The organism is Peterkaempfera bronchialis, from assembly GCF_003258605.2.
Classification (GTDB): domain Bacteria; phylum Actinomycetota; class Actinomycetes; order Streptomycetales; family Streptomycetaceae; genus Peterkaempfera; species Peterkaempfera bronchialis.
This window is the reverse complement of record NZ_CP031264.1, coordinates 3,221,247-3,237,092: the sequence shown is the minus strand read 5'-3', so window position 1 is coordinate 3,237,092 and position 15,846 is coordinate 3,221,247. Positions and strand designations below refer to the sequence as shown.

Here is a 15,846-nt window from a genome sequence, read left to right as displayed (position 1 = left end):
CGGGAGCTGCCCTGGTCCGCACTGCCCCTGCGCCCGGCGTGACTCCACACTCCCGTCTGCGCTGGAGCGTCACAAGGCACGCGTGCGGCCATCTTCCTGCGTTTGCAAGGAGATGAGCGGACTGGAAGGGTGCTGGTGCCGCTGCGGGGTGCGGGGAGGTGCGTCATCTCGCTGCCATGCAGCGAGATGACACCTGGTGCCGGTGGACGGCTGGTGTGTACGCAGTGGACGATCGGTGCCATCCCCCTCAAGGCGCCGGGCCCGGCCGCCGATCGTCCCCCCGAAACCGCACCGTCACCAGGGGCTAGGCATTCCCCCCGGTCGGCCGTTCCCCCGGAGTCGACAATGAGCGATGTCTTTGGGCGCCCCGGCGCGCACCGCCTGCACACCCCCCGACGTGCCAGGGTGTTCCTCGCCGCGCCGCTGATGCGGCTCACCGGCCCCGCCGACAGTGTGGTGACGCTGGCCAGTCGCACCCGGCTGACCGCGCTGCGGGCAGCGCTGCTGCGCTCCGGCGCGGCGGTCTTCAGCGCCCACCACAGCGACGCCTGGACGGTGGCCGGGCGGGTCCCGGAGCCGAGAGTGCCCTCCGACTACCGGGCGATGCAGTCCGCCGACCTGGTCTTCGCCTATGTGGGCGCCCCGCTGTCGGCCGGTGTCAGCCTGGAGCTGGGCTGGGCCTCGGCGCTGCGCAAGCCCGTGGTGCTGCTGGTGGAGGAGGCGGTCACCTACAACCCGCTGATCGCCACCATCGAGCAGGTGGCCCCGGTGCTGCCGCTGGTCTTCGACGACACCTGGTCGCCGGAGGCCCTGGGCCACACCGTGGAGACCGCGCTGGACTGGGCCGGTATGGCGCTGTCCAACGCCGAGGGCTTCTGGACCGCCCCGGAGGACGACCTGTTCGGCCTGCACCGGGCTGCGGTCGGCGAGGGCTGACGCGTCACCCACCGGCATCCACTGCACTACGGCAAAGGCCCGCTGCCCCGTGAGGGGGCAGCGGGCCTTTGCCGTTGACCGGGGCCGGGTGCGCGGGGAAATGCTCGCCAAGCAACGTTGAGTGGATTAGACTCAACTTGTCTTACGTTGCAGCAAGCAGGTCGGCGGTGCGCCGACTGCCACCCGGCGACACGGAGGAAACGCGAGCAGTGGACGCGAGCAAGTTCACCACCAAGACCCAGGAGGCCCTGTCGGCCGCCATCCGACAGGCAGCGAACGCGGGAAACCCTGACGTCGCACCGGTGCATCTGCTGCTCGCCCTGCTGGAGCAGCCCGAGGGCACCGCCCGGCCGCTGCTGGAGGCGGTCGGCGCCGACCCCCAGCGGCTCCGGGCCGCCGCGCAGCGGCTGCGCGACGCGCTGCCCAGCGCCCAGGGCTCCACCGTCGCCGCGCCGCAGCTGGCCAGGGACACCATGGCGGTGCTCACCGACGCCGGGAAGCGGGCGGCCGAGCTGGACGACGCCTATGTCTCCACCGAGCACCTGCTGGTCGGGATCGCCGCCGAGGGCGGCCAGATCGCCGATGTGCTGACCTCCGAGGGGGCCACGCCGAAGGCACTGCTGGAGGCGTTCAAGGAGGTACGCGGCAGCGCCCGGGTGACCAGCCCGGACCCGGAGGGCACCTACAAGGCGCTGGAGAAGTACGGCACCGACCTCACCGAGGCCGCCCGCTCCGGCCGCCTGGACCCGGTGATCGGCCGCGACCAGGAGATCCGCCGGGTCGTCCAGGTGCTCTCCCGCCGCACCAAGAACAACCCCGTGCTGATCGGCGAGCCCGGTGTCGGCAAGACCGCCGTGGTGGAGGGCCTGGCGCAGCGGATCGTGGCCGGTGACGTACCGGAGTCGCTGCGCGGCAAGCGGCTGGTGGCGCTGGACCTGGGCGCGATGGTGGCCGGGGCCAAGTACCGCGGCGAGTTCGAGGAGCGGCTGAAGGCCGTGCTCAACGACATCAAGTCCAGCGACGGCCAGGTCATCACCTTCATCGACGAGCTGCACACCGTGGTCGGCGCGGGCGCCGGCGGCGACTCCGCCATGGACGCCGGCAATATGCTCAAGCCGATGCTCGCCCGTGGCGAGCTGCGCATGGTGGGCGCCACCACGCTGGACGAGTACCGCGAGCGGATCGAGAAGGACCCGGCGCTGGAGCGCCGCTTCCAGCAGGTCTTCGTGGGCGAGCCCAGCGTCGAGGACACCATCGCCATCCTGCGCGGCCTCAAGGGCCGCTACGAGGCGCACCACAAGGTGCAGATCGCGGACGCGGCCCTGGTCGCGGCGGCCACGCTGTCGCACCGCTACATCACCTCCCGCTTCCTGCCGGACAAGGCCATCGACCTGGTGGACGAGTCGGCGTCCCGGCTGCGGATGGAGATCGACTCCTCCCCGGTGGAGATCGACGAGCTCCAGCGCTCCGTCGACCGGCTGCGGATGGAGGAGATGGCGCTGGAGAAGGAGTCCGACGCGGCCTCCGTCGCCCGGCTGGAGAAGCTGCGCCGCGACCTCGCCGACCGGCAGGAGCAGTTGGCGGGCCTCACCGCCCGCTGGGAGCAGGAGAAGAAGAGCCTCAACCGGGTCGGCGAGCTCAAGGAGCGCCTGGACGACCTCCAGGGGCAGCTGGAGCGCGCCCAGCGGGACGGCGACTTCGAGACCGCCTCCCGGCTGATGTACGCGGAGGTGCCCGCCGCCGAGCAGGAGCTGGCCGAGGCCCAGGCCAGGGCGCAGGACGAGGACGCGGCGACGGCCTCCATGGTGAAGGAGGAGGTCGGCCCGGACGATGTCGCCGATGTGGTCGCCTCCTGGACCGGCATCCCGGCCGGGCGGCTGCTGGAGGGCGAGACGGCCAAGCTGCTGCGCATGGAGGACGAGCTGGGCCGTCGGCTGATCGGCCAGCGGACGGCGGTGCAGGCGGTCTCCGACGCGGTGCGGCGCTCCCGCTCCGGGATCGCCGACCCGGACCGGCCCACCGGCTCCTTCCTCTTCCTCGGCCCCACCGGTGTCGGCAAGACCGAGCTGGCCAAGGCGCTCGCCGACTTCCTCTTCGACGACGAGCGGGCGATGGTCCGCATCGACATGAGCGAGTACGGCGAGAAGCACTCGGTCTCCCGGCTGGTCGGCGCACCGCCCGGCTATGTCGGCTACGAGGAGGGCGGCCAGCTCACCGAGGCGGTGCGCCGCCGCCCGTACAGCGTGGTGCTGCTGGACGAGGTGGAGAAGGCCCACCCGGAGGTCTTCGATGTGCTGCTCCAGGTGCTGGACGACGGCCGGCTGACCGACGGCCAGGGCCGGACGGTGGACTTCCGCAACGCCATCCTGATCCTCACCTCCAACCTGGGCTCCCAGTTCCTGGTGGACCCGACCATGGAGGAGGCGCGCAAGCGGGAGCTGGTGCTGGAGACCGTGCGGTCGGCCTTCAAGCCGGAGTTCCTCAACCGGCTGGACGACATCGTGGTCTTCGACGCGCTGGGCACCGAGGAGCTGACCCGCATCGTGGACCTCCAGGTCGCCCGGCTCGCCGCCCGGCTGGCGGACCGCCGCCTCGCGCTGGACGTCACCCCGGCCGCCCGCGACTGGCTGGCGCTGACCGGCTACGACCCGGCGTACGGGGCCCGGCCGCTGCGGCGGCTGGTGCAGTCGGCCATCGGCGACCAGCTGGCCAAGGAGATCCTCTCCGGCCGGGTGCGGGACGGCGACACCGTACGGGTCGACCGCGACGAGACCGGCGACCGGCTCACGGTGGGCCCGGTGGCCGCTGTGGAGGGCGGGCCGTCGCTGGAGAAGACGGCCTGACGGGGTGGCCTGACCGGCAGCTCGGCCCGGGCCGGGTCCCGCAGTGTGCGGGGCTCGGCCCGGTGTGTTACGCGCGGCCGATCGGGCAGGCTGAGGGAGGTGGCGGCAGCATCCGGGAGCCGTACCGCTGCCGGCCGTCCTCGAACCACCTTCGCACCGGATCCGAGGGCCTCCGTTTCCTCCCCCGCGACCGAGCATCCTGCGGACGCTGTGCTGCGGTGGAGCTATGGGGGAGGATGGCAGCCGAACCGTATCGAAGGGACCAGCTGTGAGTATCGACCCGTCCTCCATTCCGTCCTTCGGCATGCCCCCGCAGCAGCCGGGAGGCGGGCAGCCGAACCCCGCTCCGCCGGTGGTGGTGCCGGACCAGGAGCTGGTCAAGCAGTTGCTGGACCAGATGCAGCTCAAGCACGTCGTGGACGAGGAGGGTGACCTCACCGCGCCGTGGGAGGGCTTCCGGGTCTACTACATGTTCCGGGGCGACGAGGGCGAGCTTTTCGCCGTCCGCTCCTTCTACGACCGGGCGTACCCGATCGAGCAGAAGGGCGAGATCCTCGACCTGATCGACGAGTGGAACCGCGACACCCTGTGGCCCAAGGTCTACACGCACACCCATGAGGACGGCGTGGTCCGCCTGATCGGCGAATCGCAGATGATCGTCGGCATGGGGGTCAACCTGGAGTACTTCGTGGCCACCACGGCGAACTGGACCAACGCCGCCGTCGGCTTCGAGCAGTGGATGGCGGAGCGCCTCGGCCTTCAGAAGGAGGTCGACGGCGAGGGCGGCGAGTCCGACTCCGGCTCCGACGAGAGCTGACCCGCGCCGTACGCCCGCCCAGGGCCCGGCCGTCCCCACGGGGACGGCCGGGCCCTTCCGCGTCCCGGGGCGCCGGGCCCGGGTCCGATCGGAAAGCGGCAGCGGGGGATCCGGTATGAAAGGCGGACCGCACCGGACGGTGGCTATTTGACTCATATGGGTAAATCACCCACAGGCGCGCAGAATCCGTGCTTTCCTCTCTGAGTCATCGGACGATTCCCCTTCCTCCACGGCCGGCCGCGCCCGGCGAGTACGCGGAGCCGAGAATGCTCACCACACTCCAGACCACCTATACCGACACCCGCGCCGGGCAGCTGGCGTGGTGCCTCGGCAGCGGCCCGCTGCCCGCGCTGGCGGTGCTCGACCTGACCTTCGGTCCGGCGGATCTGCAACTGCGCCTGCTCGGGGCGTCGCACCAGGTCATGCTGGACGCCGAGCGGGGGATCTGCTCGGAGACGGTCGCCTGCCTGCCGGGGCGGCGGGCCCCGCTGCCGGCCCGGGTCGCCGAGCGGGTGCAGGGGTGGGAGTACGAGTTCGCGGCCCGGGTGGAGACGCTGCCAGGCCACTCCTTCGCCGCCCGCGCGCAGGAGCTGCTCGCCCTGGTGGAGGGGCACCCCGCCGGTCTGGCCGGGGTCTTCCCGGGGGACCCCACCGCCTTCACGGCCCTGGTGGCGGGCGGTGACGCGCGGCGGCTCCAGTGGCGGACCTGGCACGCCTATCCGCAGGAGGGCACCCTGGTCTGCACCCGGTCCGCGTTGACCGCGCCGAATCCGCTGCCGGGGAGATAATCGCTCGCTCGAACGAGCCGTCAGGGAATTACGACAATCTATCGCTCAATCGGGTGACGAGAATTCTTGCATATGTCGCCTAGCGTTTGTTTGTGATCGACCAGTCCATCGAAACGGCCACCCCCCGCACCGTCTGCGGCCCCCCTCCCGAGCGGCTCCGGAAGCCGACCGGCATATCGGCCGGTCCGGCCCGGCTGCTGGTGCTGCTGGCCGCCTTCGTCTGCGCGGCCTGCGGCCTGGTCTACGAACTGGAACTGGTCGCCCTCGGCGGGCGCCTGCTCGGCGACCCGGTCACCCAGACCTCGCTCGTGCTGTCGGTGATGGTCTTCGCCATGGGCATAGGCTCCCTGCTCGCCAAGCACCTCACCCGCCGCCCCGCAACCGCCTTCGCGGTCGTCGAGTCGGCGCTGGCCCTGGTCGGCGGCCTCTCCGGGCTCGCCCTCTACGCCTGCTGGGCCTGGTTCGGCCAGTGCCGGGCGGCCACGGCGGCCCTCGCCGCCCTGATCGGCCTCCTCATCGGGGCCGAGATCCCGCTGCTGATGACCCTGATCCAGCGCATCCGCCGGCAGGACCCCGGCCGGGCGGTCGCCGACCTCTTCGCCGCGGACTACGTCGGCGCCCTGGTCGGCGGCCTCGCCTTCCCCTTTCTGCTGCTCCCCGCCTTCGGCCAGGCCGCGGGTGCCCTGCTGGCAGGCGGCGTCAACGCGGTGGCCGGCGGGGCGGTCGTGCTCTGGCTCTTCCGGGACGAGCCGGCACGGCGCACCCGGCTGCTGCTCTGGGCGGGCTGCGGACTGGTACTGGCCGCACTCGCCACGGCCGCCGCAGGCACCGACGCCGTCGAACGGGCCGCCCGCCACGCGCTCTACGGCGACCGGGTGCGGTTCGCCGACCAGGGCGGACAGCAGGAGATCGTACTCACCGGGGCGGCCACCGGAGCCGGGCTCCGGCTCTACCTCGACGGGCGCCTGGCCCTGTGCGCGGCCGACGGACGCCGCCTCCAGCAGGCCCTGGCTGCCCCGGCCATGGCCGGGCCCCACGCCCGGGTGCTGGTGCTGGGCGGCGGCGACGGCCTCACCGTACGGGAGGTGCTGCGCCACCCCGGCGTACGGCAGGTGGTGGCCGTGCAGCCGGACCCCGACCTCACCGCGCTGGCCCGGACCGACCCGGCGCTCACCGCGCTCAACCGGCACGCGCTGGACGACCCCCGGGTACGGATCGTCGCGGCGGACCCCTTCGGCTGGCTGCGGGCCGCGGCCTCGGCCGAGCCGCCCTTCGACGTGATCCTGGCCGACCTGCCGGAGCCCGGCGGGGAACGCGGCGCCGAACTCTGGACCGAGGAGTTCTACGGGCTGGCCGCCCGGCTGCTCGCCCCCGGCGGCCGACTGGCCCTGCACCCCGGACCGCTGGGCCCGGGGACGGCGGCGGAGCGGCGGTTCTGGGCCGTGGAGTCCACGCTGCGCTCGGTGGCGCTGCGGACCACCCCCTACGCCGTCCCCGTCGGGACGCCCGGCTGCGGCACCCCGGCGGACCAGGGCTTCCTGCTCGCCGCCGCCCGGCCGACCACCCTCGCCCCGGCCGAGCTGCGCGCCGCCGCAACCCGCCTCGCCGCCCGCCGGCCCACCCCTGCCCCGCCCCCTGCCACCCTGCTGCGTCCGCTGGGGTGAGGCTCGCGGGGCGCCGGGCTGCCATGGGGCTCGGCGTTGTGCGGCGGTGCAGTGCGGGCGGCCGTCCTGGCCGACCACCCTCGGCCCGGCCGGGCGGCGGGGCTGCTGCGGGTGAGGCTTCGCGGGGCGCTGGGCTGCCAAGGGGCTCGGCGGCGTGGCGCGGCGGTGCAGTGCGGGCGGCCGTCCCGCCGTCTCATTCCCGCCCTGCCGCCTGCGGCCTTGCTGCGTCCGCTGGGGTGAGGCTTGCGGGGCGCCGGGCCGCTACGGGGCTCGGCGGCGGGGTGCGGTGCGGGGTGCGGCGGTGCGGTGGCGGGCGGCTTCGGGGAGCGCCTGCGTGCGTGTCCGTCCGTAAGGGCCCTCCTCATCCGGGGGCCGGTGGGTAGGCTCCGAGCTATGGAGCATCAGGTCCTCGTCCCGCTTCCGGCCCGGCTCGTCCGGCAGGCGCTGCGTGAGCCAGGGCTGCTGGCCCGGTGCGTACCCGGACTGACTGCGGATCGGCCGGAGGCCACTGCGGACGGGCCGGTCGCCGGGCGGCTGCGGCTGCGGGTCGGCGGGGCCACCATCACCTACCGGGGCGAGTACACGGCCGTCCCGGACAGCGGCGGCGGCACCGGCGCGGACGGCGGTGCGCTGTCGGTCACCGCCGAGGGGCACGAGGCGCGCGGTACGGGGGAGGCGTCCGTGATCCTGCGCATCGCCGTGGAGGAGGAGCCGGACGCCGACACGGCCCGCCTGGTGGTCACCGGCGACCTGGTGGCCAAGGGCCGCCTCACCGAACTGGACGGCGCCGCCGTCGCAGCGGCCGGACAGCGGCTGCTGGAACGCTTCGCCGCCGCGCTCGCCACCGACCCGGCGGCGGCCATGCCCGAGCCGCAGCCCGAGCCGCAGCCCGAGCCCGAGCCCCAGCCCGAGCCGGTTGCCGACGGGCTGGAGGAACTGGACGAGGAGCTGCGCGACGCCGAGGCCGAGGCGCTCGACGCCTTCCCCGAGTCCGGCGCCCTGGACGGACTGGACGACGTCGACGCGCCCGGGGACGCGGAGCCCGAGCCCGGCGAGACGGTGGACGCCGACCTCAATGCGCTGGAGGCCGCCCGGCTGCTCGGCGGCGAGCTGGGGGACGGCGCCCTCACCGACCCTGCCGACCTGCTCGACGGTCCGGTCCGCCGCTCCATCGTGGGCCGCTCGGCCGAGGAGGTCGACCACGCCCCGCCCCGGGGCCGCTACGGCCCCGCGCTGCCCGCCCGCAGCGCCCGTGCCAGGGCCGCCGCCCGCTGGACCGGCGCCGAACGGGGCCCCGCCACCCCGGTGGCCACCCCGGACGCCGAGCGCAGCCTGCTGCCCTGGGTGATCGGCGGCGGAGTGGCCCTGCTCGGCGGTGCGGTCGCGCTGGCCCGCGCCCTGCGCAGACACTGAGCCCAGACCCGACCCCGACCCCGACCCGAGCACGCCACGCCCAGCACGCCCAGCCCCGTGCGGCGACGAGTACGGAGACCCCTTGACCAGCGCTGCCGCCGACCCCGCCAAGGATCAGCCGACCCCCGTCCGCCTCACCGCCGGGGATGCCGAGCTGACCGTGCTGCCCGCCGCCGGCTGCCGCCTGGGGAGCCTGCGCATCGGCGGCCTGGAGCTGCTGCGCCAGGCGCCGCCCGAACCGGCGGCAGCGGCCTCGGACCGGCTCTTCGGCTGGGGCAGCTTCCCGATGGTGCCCTGGGCCGGCCGGGTGGACCGGGGCACCTTCAACAACGGCCCGGTGCGCCACCGGCTCCCCACCGACCTGCTGCCGCCGCACGCCGCCCACGGCACCGCCGTCGCCGCCGTCTGGCGTCCCGCCGCCCCGCCGACCGACCGCGAGGCGGTCTTCGTCCACGACCTCGCGGACCCCTGGCCCTACCCCGGCCGGGTCACCCAGCGCTTTGAACTCGACCCCGGCGAGCTGCGCCTCACCCTGGAGCTGGAGACCCGGGGCGACTCCTTCCCGGCACAGGTCGGCTGGCACCCCTGGTTCCTGCGGCGACCGCTGGGCGCACCCGAGGAGAGCGCGCCCCTGGAGCTGGACTTCACCCCGGACTGGCAGGAGGAGCGCGGGCCGGACCAGCTGCCCACCGGAAAGCGCATCGACCCGCTGCCGGGCCCCTGGGACGACTGCTTCGGCATGCCCGACGGGGTGCGGGCCACCCTGGAGTGGCCGGGCCTGCTGCGGCTGACCCTCACCAGCGACTGCCGCTGGGCGGTGGTCTTCGACGTACTCGGCGACGCCCTCTGCGTGGAGCCGCAGAGCGGCCCGCCCAACGGCCTCAACACCGATCCGCGCCTGGTCACCCTGATCGATCCGCTGGAGGCGGTGACCACCTGGCGCTGGGAGCGTCCGTGAGGCGGCGGCGGCCGGGCGAACTAGGCTGGTGGTCCATGAGCAACGACCGCGACGCCCTGCTGGCGCAGATCAAGGACAAGGCCGTCGTCCACGGCAAGGTGATCCTCTCCTCCGGCCGCGAGGCCGACTACTACGTCGACCTCCGCCGCATCACCCTGGACGGCGAGGCCGCCCCGCTGGTGGGCCGGGTCATGCTGGACCTCACGGCCGACCTCCAGTACGACGCGGTCGGCGGGCTGACGCTGGGCGCCGACCCGGTCGCCGCCGCGATGCTGCACGCCTCGGCGGCGCGCGGCCGGAGCCTGGACGCCTTTGTGGTCCGCAAGGCGGGCAAGGCCCACGGCCTTCAGCGCCGGGTCGAGGGTCCGGACGTCAAGGGGCGCCGGGTGCTCGCCGTGGAGGACACCTCCACCACCGGCGGCTCGGTGCTGACCGCCGTGGAGGCGCTGCGCGAGGCGGGCGCCGAGGTGGTCGGGGTCGCGGTGATCGTGGAGCGCGGCGCCGCCCCGGCGATCAAGGAGGCCGGCCTGCCGTATTACGCCGCCTACACCCTGGGCGACCTCGATCTGGCCTGACGCCGACGGGCGCACCGGGCACCCCCGCAGACGCCGGACATGCCGACGGGCGGGTGTTTCACGTGAAACACCCGCCCGTCGGCATGTCCAGGCCAGACCCAATGCAGCTCAGCGGCGGCGGTGCCGCCCGCCGCCCGGCGACGCGGGCTCCCTCGGGTGCGGCTGCGCCTCCTGCTCGGCGGTGCCGGCGCCCCCGCCGGCCTTCTTCTTGCGGCGCTCCCGCCACACCTCGATCAGCACCGGCGAGATCGAGATCAGCACGATCAGCGCCATCGCCGGGATCAGGTAGGTGTCGATCACCCCGGCCAGCTGGTCGCCGGTGAAGTAGCCGATGAGCAGCATGGACTCGGTCCACAGCACGCCGCCGACGACATTCCAGACGAAGAAGGTGCGGGCCGGCATCTCCAGCGTGCCCGCCACCGGGTTGAGGAAGGTCCGCACGACCGGGATGAAGCGGGCCATGACCACGGCCTTGGCCGGCCCGAACTTGTCGAAGTAGTACTCGGCCTTCTCCACGAACTCCGGGCGGAAGATCTTCGACTCCGGCTTGTCGAACATCCTCGGGCCGACCTTGGCCCCGAGCAGATGGCCCAGCTGCGCCCCGGCGATGGCGCACAGCGGCGCTCCCAGCAGCAGGACGGCGATGGGCATCTGCACGCCCTCGCCGAAAGCCTTGGCGGCGGCGCTGGACGCGGCCACCCCGGCCAGGATCAGCAGTGAGTCCCCCGGGAAGAAGAAGCCGATCAGCAGCCCCGTCTCGGCAAAGATGATCGCGAGGAGCCCGACCGTGCCGAGGGAGGAGATCAGCGACTTGGCGTCGAGGAGGTTGAGCGCGAGCGTCGTCGTGTCCACCGGTGCAGAGTAGCGGGCCCGTCTTTACCCGCCGTGCGTCGTCCCGCCGTCCCGACTGACGGGCAGGAAGATGAAGCGGTGCCGCTCTTCTGGGAGGATGGCACAGGCGTTCACCGTACGTACACCGCACACCGACAGGAGCGGATTCCATGCCCATCGCAACTCCCGAGGTCTACTCCGAGATGCTCGACCGGGCGAAGGCGGGCAAGTTCGCCTACCCGGCGATCAACGTCACCTCGTCGCAGACCCTGCACGCCGCGCTGCGCGGGTTCGCCGAGGCGGAGAGCGACGGCATCATCCAGATCTCCACCGGCGGTGCCGAGTTCCTGGGCGGCCAGTACAGCAAGGACATGGTGACCGGCGCCGTGGCGCTGGCCGAGTTCGCCCACATCGTGGCCGAGAAGTACCCGGTCACCGTGGCGCTGCACACCGACCACTGCCCCAAGGGCAAGCTGGACGGCTATGTCCGCCCGCTGCTGAAGATCTCCCAGGACCGGGTGGCCCAGGGCCGCAACCCGCTCTTCCAGTCGCACATGTGGGACGGCTCCGCCGAGACCCTCGCCGACAACCTGGAGATCGCCAAGGAGCTGCTGGCCGAGGCGGTCAAGGCCAAGATCGTCCTTGAGGTGGAGATCACCCCGACCGGCGGCGAGGAGGACGGCGTCTCCCACGAGATCAACGACAAGCTGTACACCTCGGTCTCGGACGCCATCCGCACCGCCGAGGCTCTGGGCCTGGGGGAGAAGGGCCGCTACCTGCTGGCCGCCTCCTTCGGCAATGTGCACGGCGTCTACAAGCCGGGCAATGTCGTCCTCAAGCCGGGTCTGCTGCGCGAGCTCCAGGAAGGCGTGAGCGCCAAGTTCGGCAAGCAGGACCCGTTCTACTTCGTCTTCCACGGCGGCTCCGGCTCCACCGCCGAGGAGATCGCCACCGCGCTGGAGTACGGCGTCGTCAAGATGAACATCGACACCGACACCCAGTACGCCTTCACCCGCCCGGTGGTGGACCACGTCTTCCGCAACTACGACGGCGTGCTGAAGGTCGACGGCGAGGTCGGCAAGAAGAACACCTACGACCCGCGCACCTGGGGCAAGCTGGCCGAGGCCGGCATGGCCGCCCGGGTGCTGGAGGCCGCGCAGAGCCTGCGCTCCGCCGGTACGAAGATCAAGTAAAGACGCTCCCTCGGTGCCCCGGTGCGGATTCCCGCACCGGGGCACCGTGCAGACTGGAGCCATGAGCATCCACGAGAACCTGCTCGGGGGCCCGCCCCCGACCCGGCTGCCCGCCGAGACCGAGCCGATGGAGCTGCTGGCCGGAGGGGCATCTCCGGCCGAGGTGGCGGCGGCGCACCCGACCTCCTCCCTGGCGTGGGCGCAGCTCGCCGACGACGCCTTCGCGGCCGGCCGGGTGGTCGAGTCGTACGCCTATGCGCGCACCGGCTACCACCGCGGCCTGGACGCGCTGCGCCGCAACGGCTGGAAGGGCCACGGCCCGGTGCCGTGGGAGCACGAGCCCAACCGGGGCTTCCTGCGCGCCCTGCACGCCCTGGCCCGCGCCGCCGACGCGATCGGCGAGAAGCCGGAGGCCGAGCGCTGCGCCCAGTTCCTGCGCGACAGCTCGCCCACCGCCGCCGAGACCCTGGGCTGACCCCCGCACGCCCCACCCGCCTCGCCCCACCCGCCTCGCCCCACCCGCCTCGCCCCACCCGCCTCGCCCCGGCCGGCCGCTGCCTGCGGTCGGCCGGCCTCCCCTCCTCCGCCCGCCGCGAAGTACGCCGACGCCAGGTACGCCGACGCGTCGTCAGAGCCGGAGCCGGCCTCCTCCGCAGCCGGGCGTGCCCACGGCGGCCCCTTCCCTGGTCCGGCGGCGCATGATAGGGATCGCAGCGGTTCTCGGAGCCGATGAGGAGACCCCTATGAACGACCCCGACACCGTCGCCGCAGACTCCGCGCAGGGCATACCCACCCTGGAGTTCGAGGGGACGACGCCGTATGAGGACTATGTGCACGCCTCCGTGCTCACCCACCTCCAGCAGCCGTATTCGGACGACCCCGGCGAGATGGCCTTCCTGGTCACCACCCAGGTGATGGAGCTCTGGTTCACCCTCCTCGTCCATGAGTGGCGCACCGCCCGCGACGCGCTCTACAAGGACGACACCGAGCGGGCCATGGACGCCCTGCGCCGCAGCCTCACCTCGCACCAGGCGCTCAACGACTCCTGGCGGCCGATCGCCGCGCTCACCCCCGTGCAGTTCAACGCCTACCGCACGGCGCTCGGCGAGGCATCCGGCTTCCAGTCGGCGATGTACCGGCAGGTCGAGTTCCTGCTGGGGGACAAGTCGCTGTCGCTGCTCCAGCCGCACAAGGGCCACCCCCGGGTCCATGCCGAGCTGGCGGCGGCACTGGCCGAGCCGAGCCTCTACGACGCGGTGCTGGAGCATCTGCACCGGCAGGGCCTGCCGGTGCCGCAGGAGGTGCTGCACCGCGACGTCACCCAGCGCTACACCGCCCACCCGGGTGTCGAGGAGGTCTGGCGGCAGGTCTACGCGGGTCCGCAGCACAGCCCGCTGGTGGCCCTCGGCGAGGTGCTCACCGACATCGGCGAACTGGTGTGGCGCTGGCGCAGCGACCATCTGCTGGCCACCCGCCGGGCGATGGGCGCCAAGGCGGGCAGCGGCGGCTCGCCGGGCGTGGCCTGGCTGGAGAAGCGGGCCACCCGCTCGGTCTTCCCGGAGCTGTGGACGGCCCGCAGCCATGTCTGACCCGGCGGCCATGTCTGACCCGGCAGCCATGTCTGACCCGGCGGCCATGACTGATCCGGCAGCCGTGCCCGATCCGGCAGCCGTGCCCGCCCCCGCAGCCGTGCCCGACCCGGCGGCGGAGGAGCACCGGGCGCTGCACCGGCCTCCGGCCGAGCCGCCGCACACCCTGCGCTACGGCGGCCACCCGGACCAGGTCTGCGACCTATGGCCGGCCGCCGACCCGGGGGCGCCGGCGGTGCTGCTGATCCACGGCGGCTTCTGGCGGCAGGAGTACGACCGCCGCCACCTCTCCCCGCTGGCGGCGCACCTGGCCGCGCATGGCTTCACCGTCGGGCTGGTCGAGTACCGGCGCAGCGGCGGCGCCGACGGCTGGGCGGAGACGCTGGACGACCTCGCCCGCGCCGTGGACACCCTGCCAGGAGAGCAGCCGCCGCTGCTGCTCGGGCACTCGGCCGGCGGTCACCTGGCGCTCTGGGCCGCCGCCCGGCACCTGCTGCCGCCGGACGCCCCCTGGCGCGGTGGCCGCCGCCCGCGCGGGGTGCTGGCGGTGGCCCCGGTCGCGGACCTGGCCGGTGCCGTGCGGGACGGCCTCGGCGCCGGGGCCGCCACCGCGTTCCTCGGCGGCGGGGACCGGGTGGCGGCCCGGCTGCCGTATGCGGACCCGGCGGCCCTGGGGCCGACCGGGGTCCCCACCGTGCTGCTGCACGGCGAGGACGACCCGGATGTGCCGCTCGCCCAGTCCCGGGTGTATGCCGCAGCCGACCCCGGGGTGCGGCTGGTCGTGCTGCCCGGTACCGGCCACTTCGCCCCGGTGGACCCGGGTACGGCCGCGTGCACGGCCCTGCTGGATGCGCTCGGCGGACTCGCCGACGCCACGGCCCACGCCGGGTCCGGCGGCCCCGCGGACCTCCCCGCAGGCCCGGAAAGAGCCGCGCCTACAGTGGCCGCAGCAATCCCACCGGCCACCGGCCGCCAGCGCAGGAGCAGCAAGTGACGCCGACCCCGACCCCCTCCACACCCTCGGCTCCCGCGTGGGGCTTCGACCCGTGGTCGCCCGAGTTCGTGGCACACCCGTATGAGGTCTACGCCGGCCTGCGCGAGCACGCCCCGGTGACGTACTACGCGCCCAGCGACCAGTGGCTGGTCTCCCGGCACGCGGATGTCAGCGCGCTGCTGCGCGACCGCCGCCTGGGCCGCACCTATCTGCACCGCTTCAGCCACGAGGAGTTCGGCCGCACCGCGCCGCCGCCGGAGCACGAGCCCTTCCACACGCTCAACGGCAATGGGCTGCTGGACCTGGAGGCCCCCGACCACACCCGCATCCGCCGCCTGGTCTCCAAGGCGTTCACCCCGCGCATGGTGGAGTCGCTGCGGCCGACCGTGCAGCGGATCGCCGCCGAGCTGGTCGACGGCCTGGTCGCGGACGGCGGCGGCGACCTGATCGCCAGGGTCGCCGAGCCGCTGCCGGTCGCGGTGATCGCGGAGATGCTGGGTGTCCCGGAGAGCGACCGGCATCTGCTGCGGCCCTGGTCGGCCGGGATCGTGGGCATGTTCGAACTCAACCCGACGGCGGAGGCCGCCGAGCGGGCGGTGCGCGCCAGCGTGGAGTTCTCCGACTACCTCCGCGCGCTGATCGCCGAGCGCCGCCGCACCCCGGGCGACGACCTGGTCTCGGCGCTGATCGCCGCGTACGACGAGGGGGAGAAGCTCAGCGAGCAGGAGATGATCTCCACCTGCGTGCTGCTGCTCAACGCCGGCCACGAGGCGACCGTGAACACCACCGGCAACGGCTGGTGGTCGCTGTTCCGCAACCCCGACCAGCTGGCCGCGCTGCGGGCCGATCCCGAGGGGCTGCTGCCCACCGCGATCGAGGAGCTGATGCGGTACGACACCCCGCTCCAGATGTTCGAGCGCTGGGTGCTGGACGACATCGAGGTGGCCGGGGTGTCGATCCCGCGCGGCGCCGAGGTCGCGCTGCTCTTCGGCTCCGCCAACCGCGACCCGGAGCGGTTCGCCGACCCGGACCGGCTGGACCTGGCGCGTACCGACAACCCGCACATCACCTTTGGCGCGGGCATCCACTTCTGCCTGGGTGCGCCGCTGGCGCGGCTGGAGCTGACCGAGTCGTTCGGCGCGCTGCTGCGGTCCGCGCCGGAGCTGCGGGTGGTACGGGAGCCGAGCTGGCAGCCCGGCTATGTGATCCGGGGGCTGTCGGAGCTGCTGGTCGAGGTGTGAGCGG

At 73.6% G+C, this 15,846-nt stretch carries 14 protein-coding genes; 13 read left to right on the top strand and 1 reads right to left on the bottom strand.

Annotation, left to right across the window (positions count from 1 at the left end; all coding sequences use genetic code 11):
* The first annotated feature begins 345 nt into the window (after positions 1-345).
* The 8 genes from C7M71_RS14370 (at position 346) to pyrE (ending at position 9,994) form a co-directional block, all read left to right on the top strand.
* Positions 346-936, top strand: a complete 591-nt coding sequence (locus tag C7M71_RS14370) for a hypothetical protein (protein ID WP_111489839.1) — start codon at positions 346-348, stop codon at positions 934-936.
* Between the two features lie 209 nt (positions 937-1,145).
* On the top strand, positions 1,146-3,779 hold the full coding sequence (gene clpB / locus C7M71_RS14365; protein WP_111489840.1) for an ATP-dependent chaperone ClpB: 2,634 nt from the start codon (positions 1,146-1,148) through the stop codon (positions 3,777-3,779).
* A 268-nt stretch (positions 3,780-4,047) separates the two neighbouring features.
* On the top strand, positions 4,048-4,596 hold the full coding sequence (locus C7M71_RS14360; RefSeq protein ID WP_111489841.1) for a type III secretion system chaperone family protein: 549 nt from the start codon (positions 4,048-4,050) through the stop codon (positions 4,594-4,596).
* Positions 4,597-4,862: 266 nt separating this feature from the next.
* The gene (locus C7M71_RS14355; protein WP_111489842.1) at positions 4,863-5,384 is read left to right on the top strand and encodes a DUF2617 family protein; all 522 of its coding nucleotides are present in this window, start codon (positions 4,863-4,865) and stop codon (positions 5,382-5,384) included.
* A gap of 92 nt (positions 5,385-5,476) precedes the next feature.
* The gene (locus C7M71_RS14350; RefSeq protein WP_407675899.1) at positions 5,477-7,048 is read left to right on the top strand and encodes a polyamine aminopropyltransferase; all 1,572 of its coding nucleotides are present in this window, start codon (positions 5,477-5,479) and stop codon (positions 7,046-7,048) included.
* A gap of 393 nt (positions 7,049-7,441) precedes the next feature.
* Positions 7,442-8,461 carry an SRPBCC family protein gene (locus C7M71_RS14345; protein WP_114914371.1) on the top strand — a complete coding sequence of 340 codons (1,020 nt, stop codon included), beginning with the start codon at positions 7,442-7,444 and terminating at the stop codon, positions 8,459-8,461.
* Positions 8,462-8,543: 82 nt separating this feature from the next.
* Positions 8,544-9,419, top strand: a complete 876-nt coding sequence (locus C7M71_RS14340) for an aldose epimerase family protein (protein ID WP_111494922.1) — start codon at positions 8,544-8,546, stop codon at positions 9,417-9,419.
* Positions 9,420-9,454: 35 nt separating this feature from the next.
* Positions 9,455-9,994, top strand: coding sequence for an orotate phosphoribosyltransferase (gene pyrE / locus C7M71_RS14335; RefSeq protein WP_111494924.1), 540 nt, complete (start codon positions 9,455-9,457; stop codon positions 9,992-9,994).
* Between the two features lie 108 nt (positions 9,995-10,102).
* Here the strand turns inward: pyrE and C7M71_RS14330 are convergent, their stop codons facing one another.
* Entirely contained in the window at positions 10,103-10,846 is a 744-nt protein-coding gene (locus C7M71_RS14330; protein WP_111494926.1) for a DedA family protein, read from the bottom strand.
* Between the two features lie 149 nt (positions 10,847-10,995).
* On the opposite strand from C7M71_RS14330, the gene fbaA reads away from it, so the two are divergent.
* From fbaA to C7M71_RS14305, 5 genes are all read left to right on the top strand, one after another.
* Positions 10,996-12,018 carry a class II fructose-bisphosphate aldolase gene (gene fbaA / locus C7M71_RS14325; protein ID WP_111494928.1) on the top strand — a complete coding sequence of 341 codons (1,023 nt, stop codon included), beginning with the start codon at positions 10,996-10,998 and terminating at the stop codon, positions 12,016-12,018.
* A 61-nt stretch (positions 12,019-12,079) separates the two neighbouring features.
* Positions 12,080-12,493, top strand: a complete 414-nt coding sequence (locus C7M71_RS14320) for a DUF3151 domain-containing protein (protein ID WP_111494930.1) — start codon at positions 12,080-12,082, stop codon at positions 12,491-12,493.
* A 268-nt stretch (positions 12,494-12,761) separates the two neighbouring features.
* The gene (locus C7M71_RS14315; protein ID WP_111495567.1) at positions 12,762-13,607 is read left to right on the top strand and encodes a tryptophan 2,3-dioxygenase; all 846 of its coding nucleotides are present in this window, start codon (positions 12,762-12,764) and stop codon (positions 13,605-13,607) included.
* 46 nt (positions 13,608-13,653) lie between these two features.
* Entirely contained in the window at positions 13,654-14,601 is a 948-nt protein-coding gene (locus C7M71_RS14310) for an alpha/beta hydrolase family protein (protein ID WP_229758719.1), read from the top strand.
* A complete protein-coding gene (locus C7M71_RS14305) occupies positions 14,598-15,842 on the top strand; it encodes a cytochrome P450 (RefSeq protein WP_111492657.1) in 1,245 nt (414 codons plus the stop codon). Before C7M71_RS14310 ends, C7M71_RS14305 begins: the two co-directional genes overlap by 4 nt.
* Positions 15,843-15,846: the final 4 nt, after the last annotated feature.

What these genes read in the sequence shown, in the direction of transcription:
- C7M71_RS14370 (WP_111489839.1), top strand. Translation starts at nt 346, where the DNA reads ATGAGCGATGTCTTTGGGCGCCCCGGCGCGCACCGCCTGCACACCCCC.
- fbaA (WP_111494928.1), top strand. Translation starts at nt 10,996, where the DNA reads ATGCCCATCGCAACTCCCGAGGTCTACTCCGAGATGCTCGACCGGGCG.
- C7M71_RS14355 (WP_111489842.1), top strand. Translation starts at nt 4,863, where the DNA reads ATGCTCACCACACTCCAGACCACCTATACCGACACCCGCGCCGGGCAG.
- pyrE (WP_111494924.1), top strand. Translation starts at nt 9,455, where the DNA reads ATGAGCAACGACCGCGACGCCCTGCTGGCGCAGATCAAGGACAAGGCC.
- C7M71_RS14310 (WP_229758719.1), top strand. Translation starts at nt 13,654, where the DNA reads ATGACTGATCCGGCAGCCGTGCCCGATCCGGCAGCCGTGCCCGCCCCC.
- C7M71_RS14320 (WP_111494930.1), top strand. Translation starts at nt 12,080, where the DNA reads ATGAGCATCCACGAGAACCTGCTCGGGGGCCCGCCCCCGACCCGGCTG.
- C7M71_RS14345 (WP_114914371.1), top strand. Translation starts at nt 7,442, where the DNA reads ATGGAGCATCAGGTCCTCGTCCCGCTTCCGGCCCGGCTCGTCCGGCAG.
- C7M71_RS14315 (WP_111495567.1), top strand. Translation starts at nt 12,762, where the DNA reads ATGAACGACCCCGACACCGTCGCCGCAGACTCCGCGCAGGGCATACCC.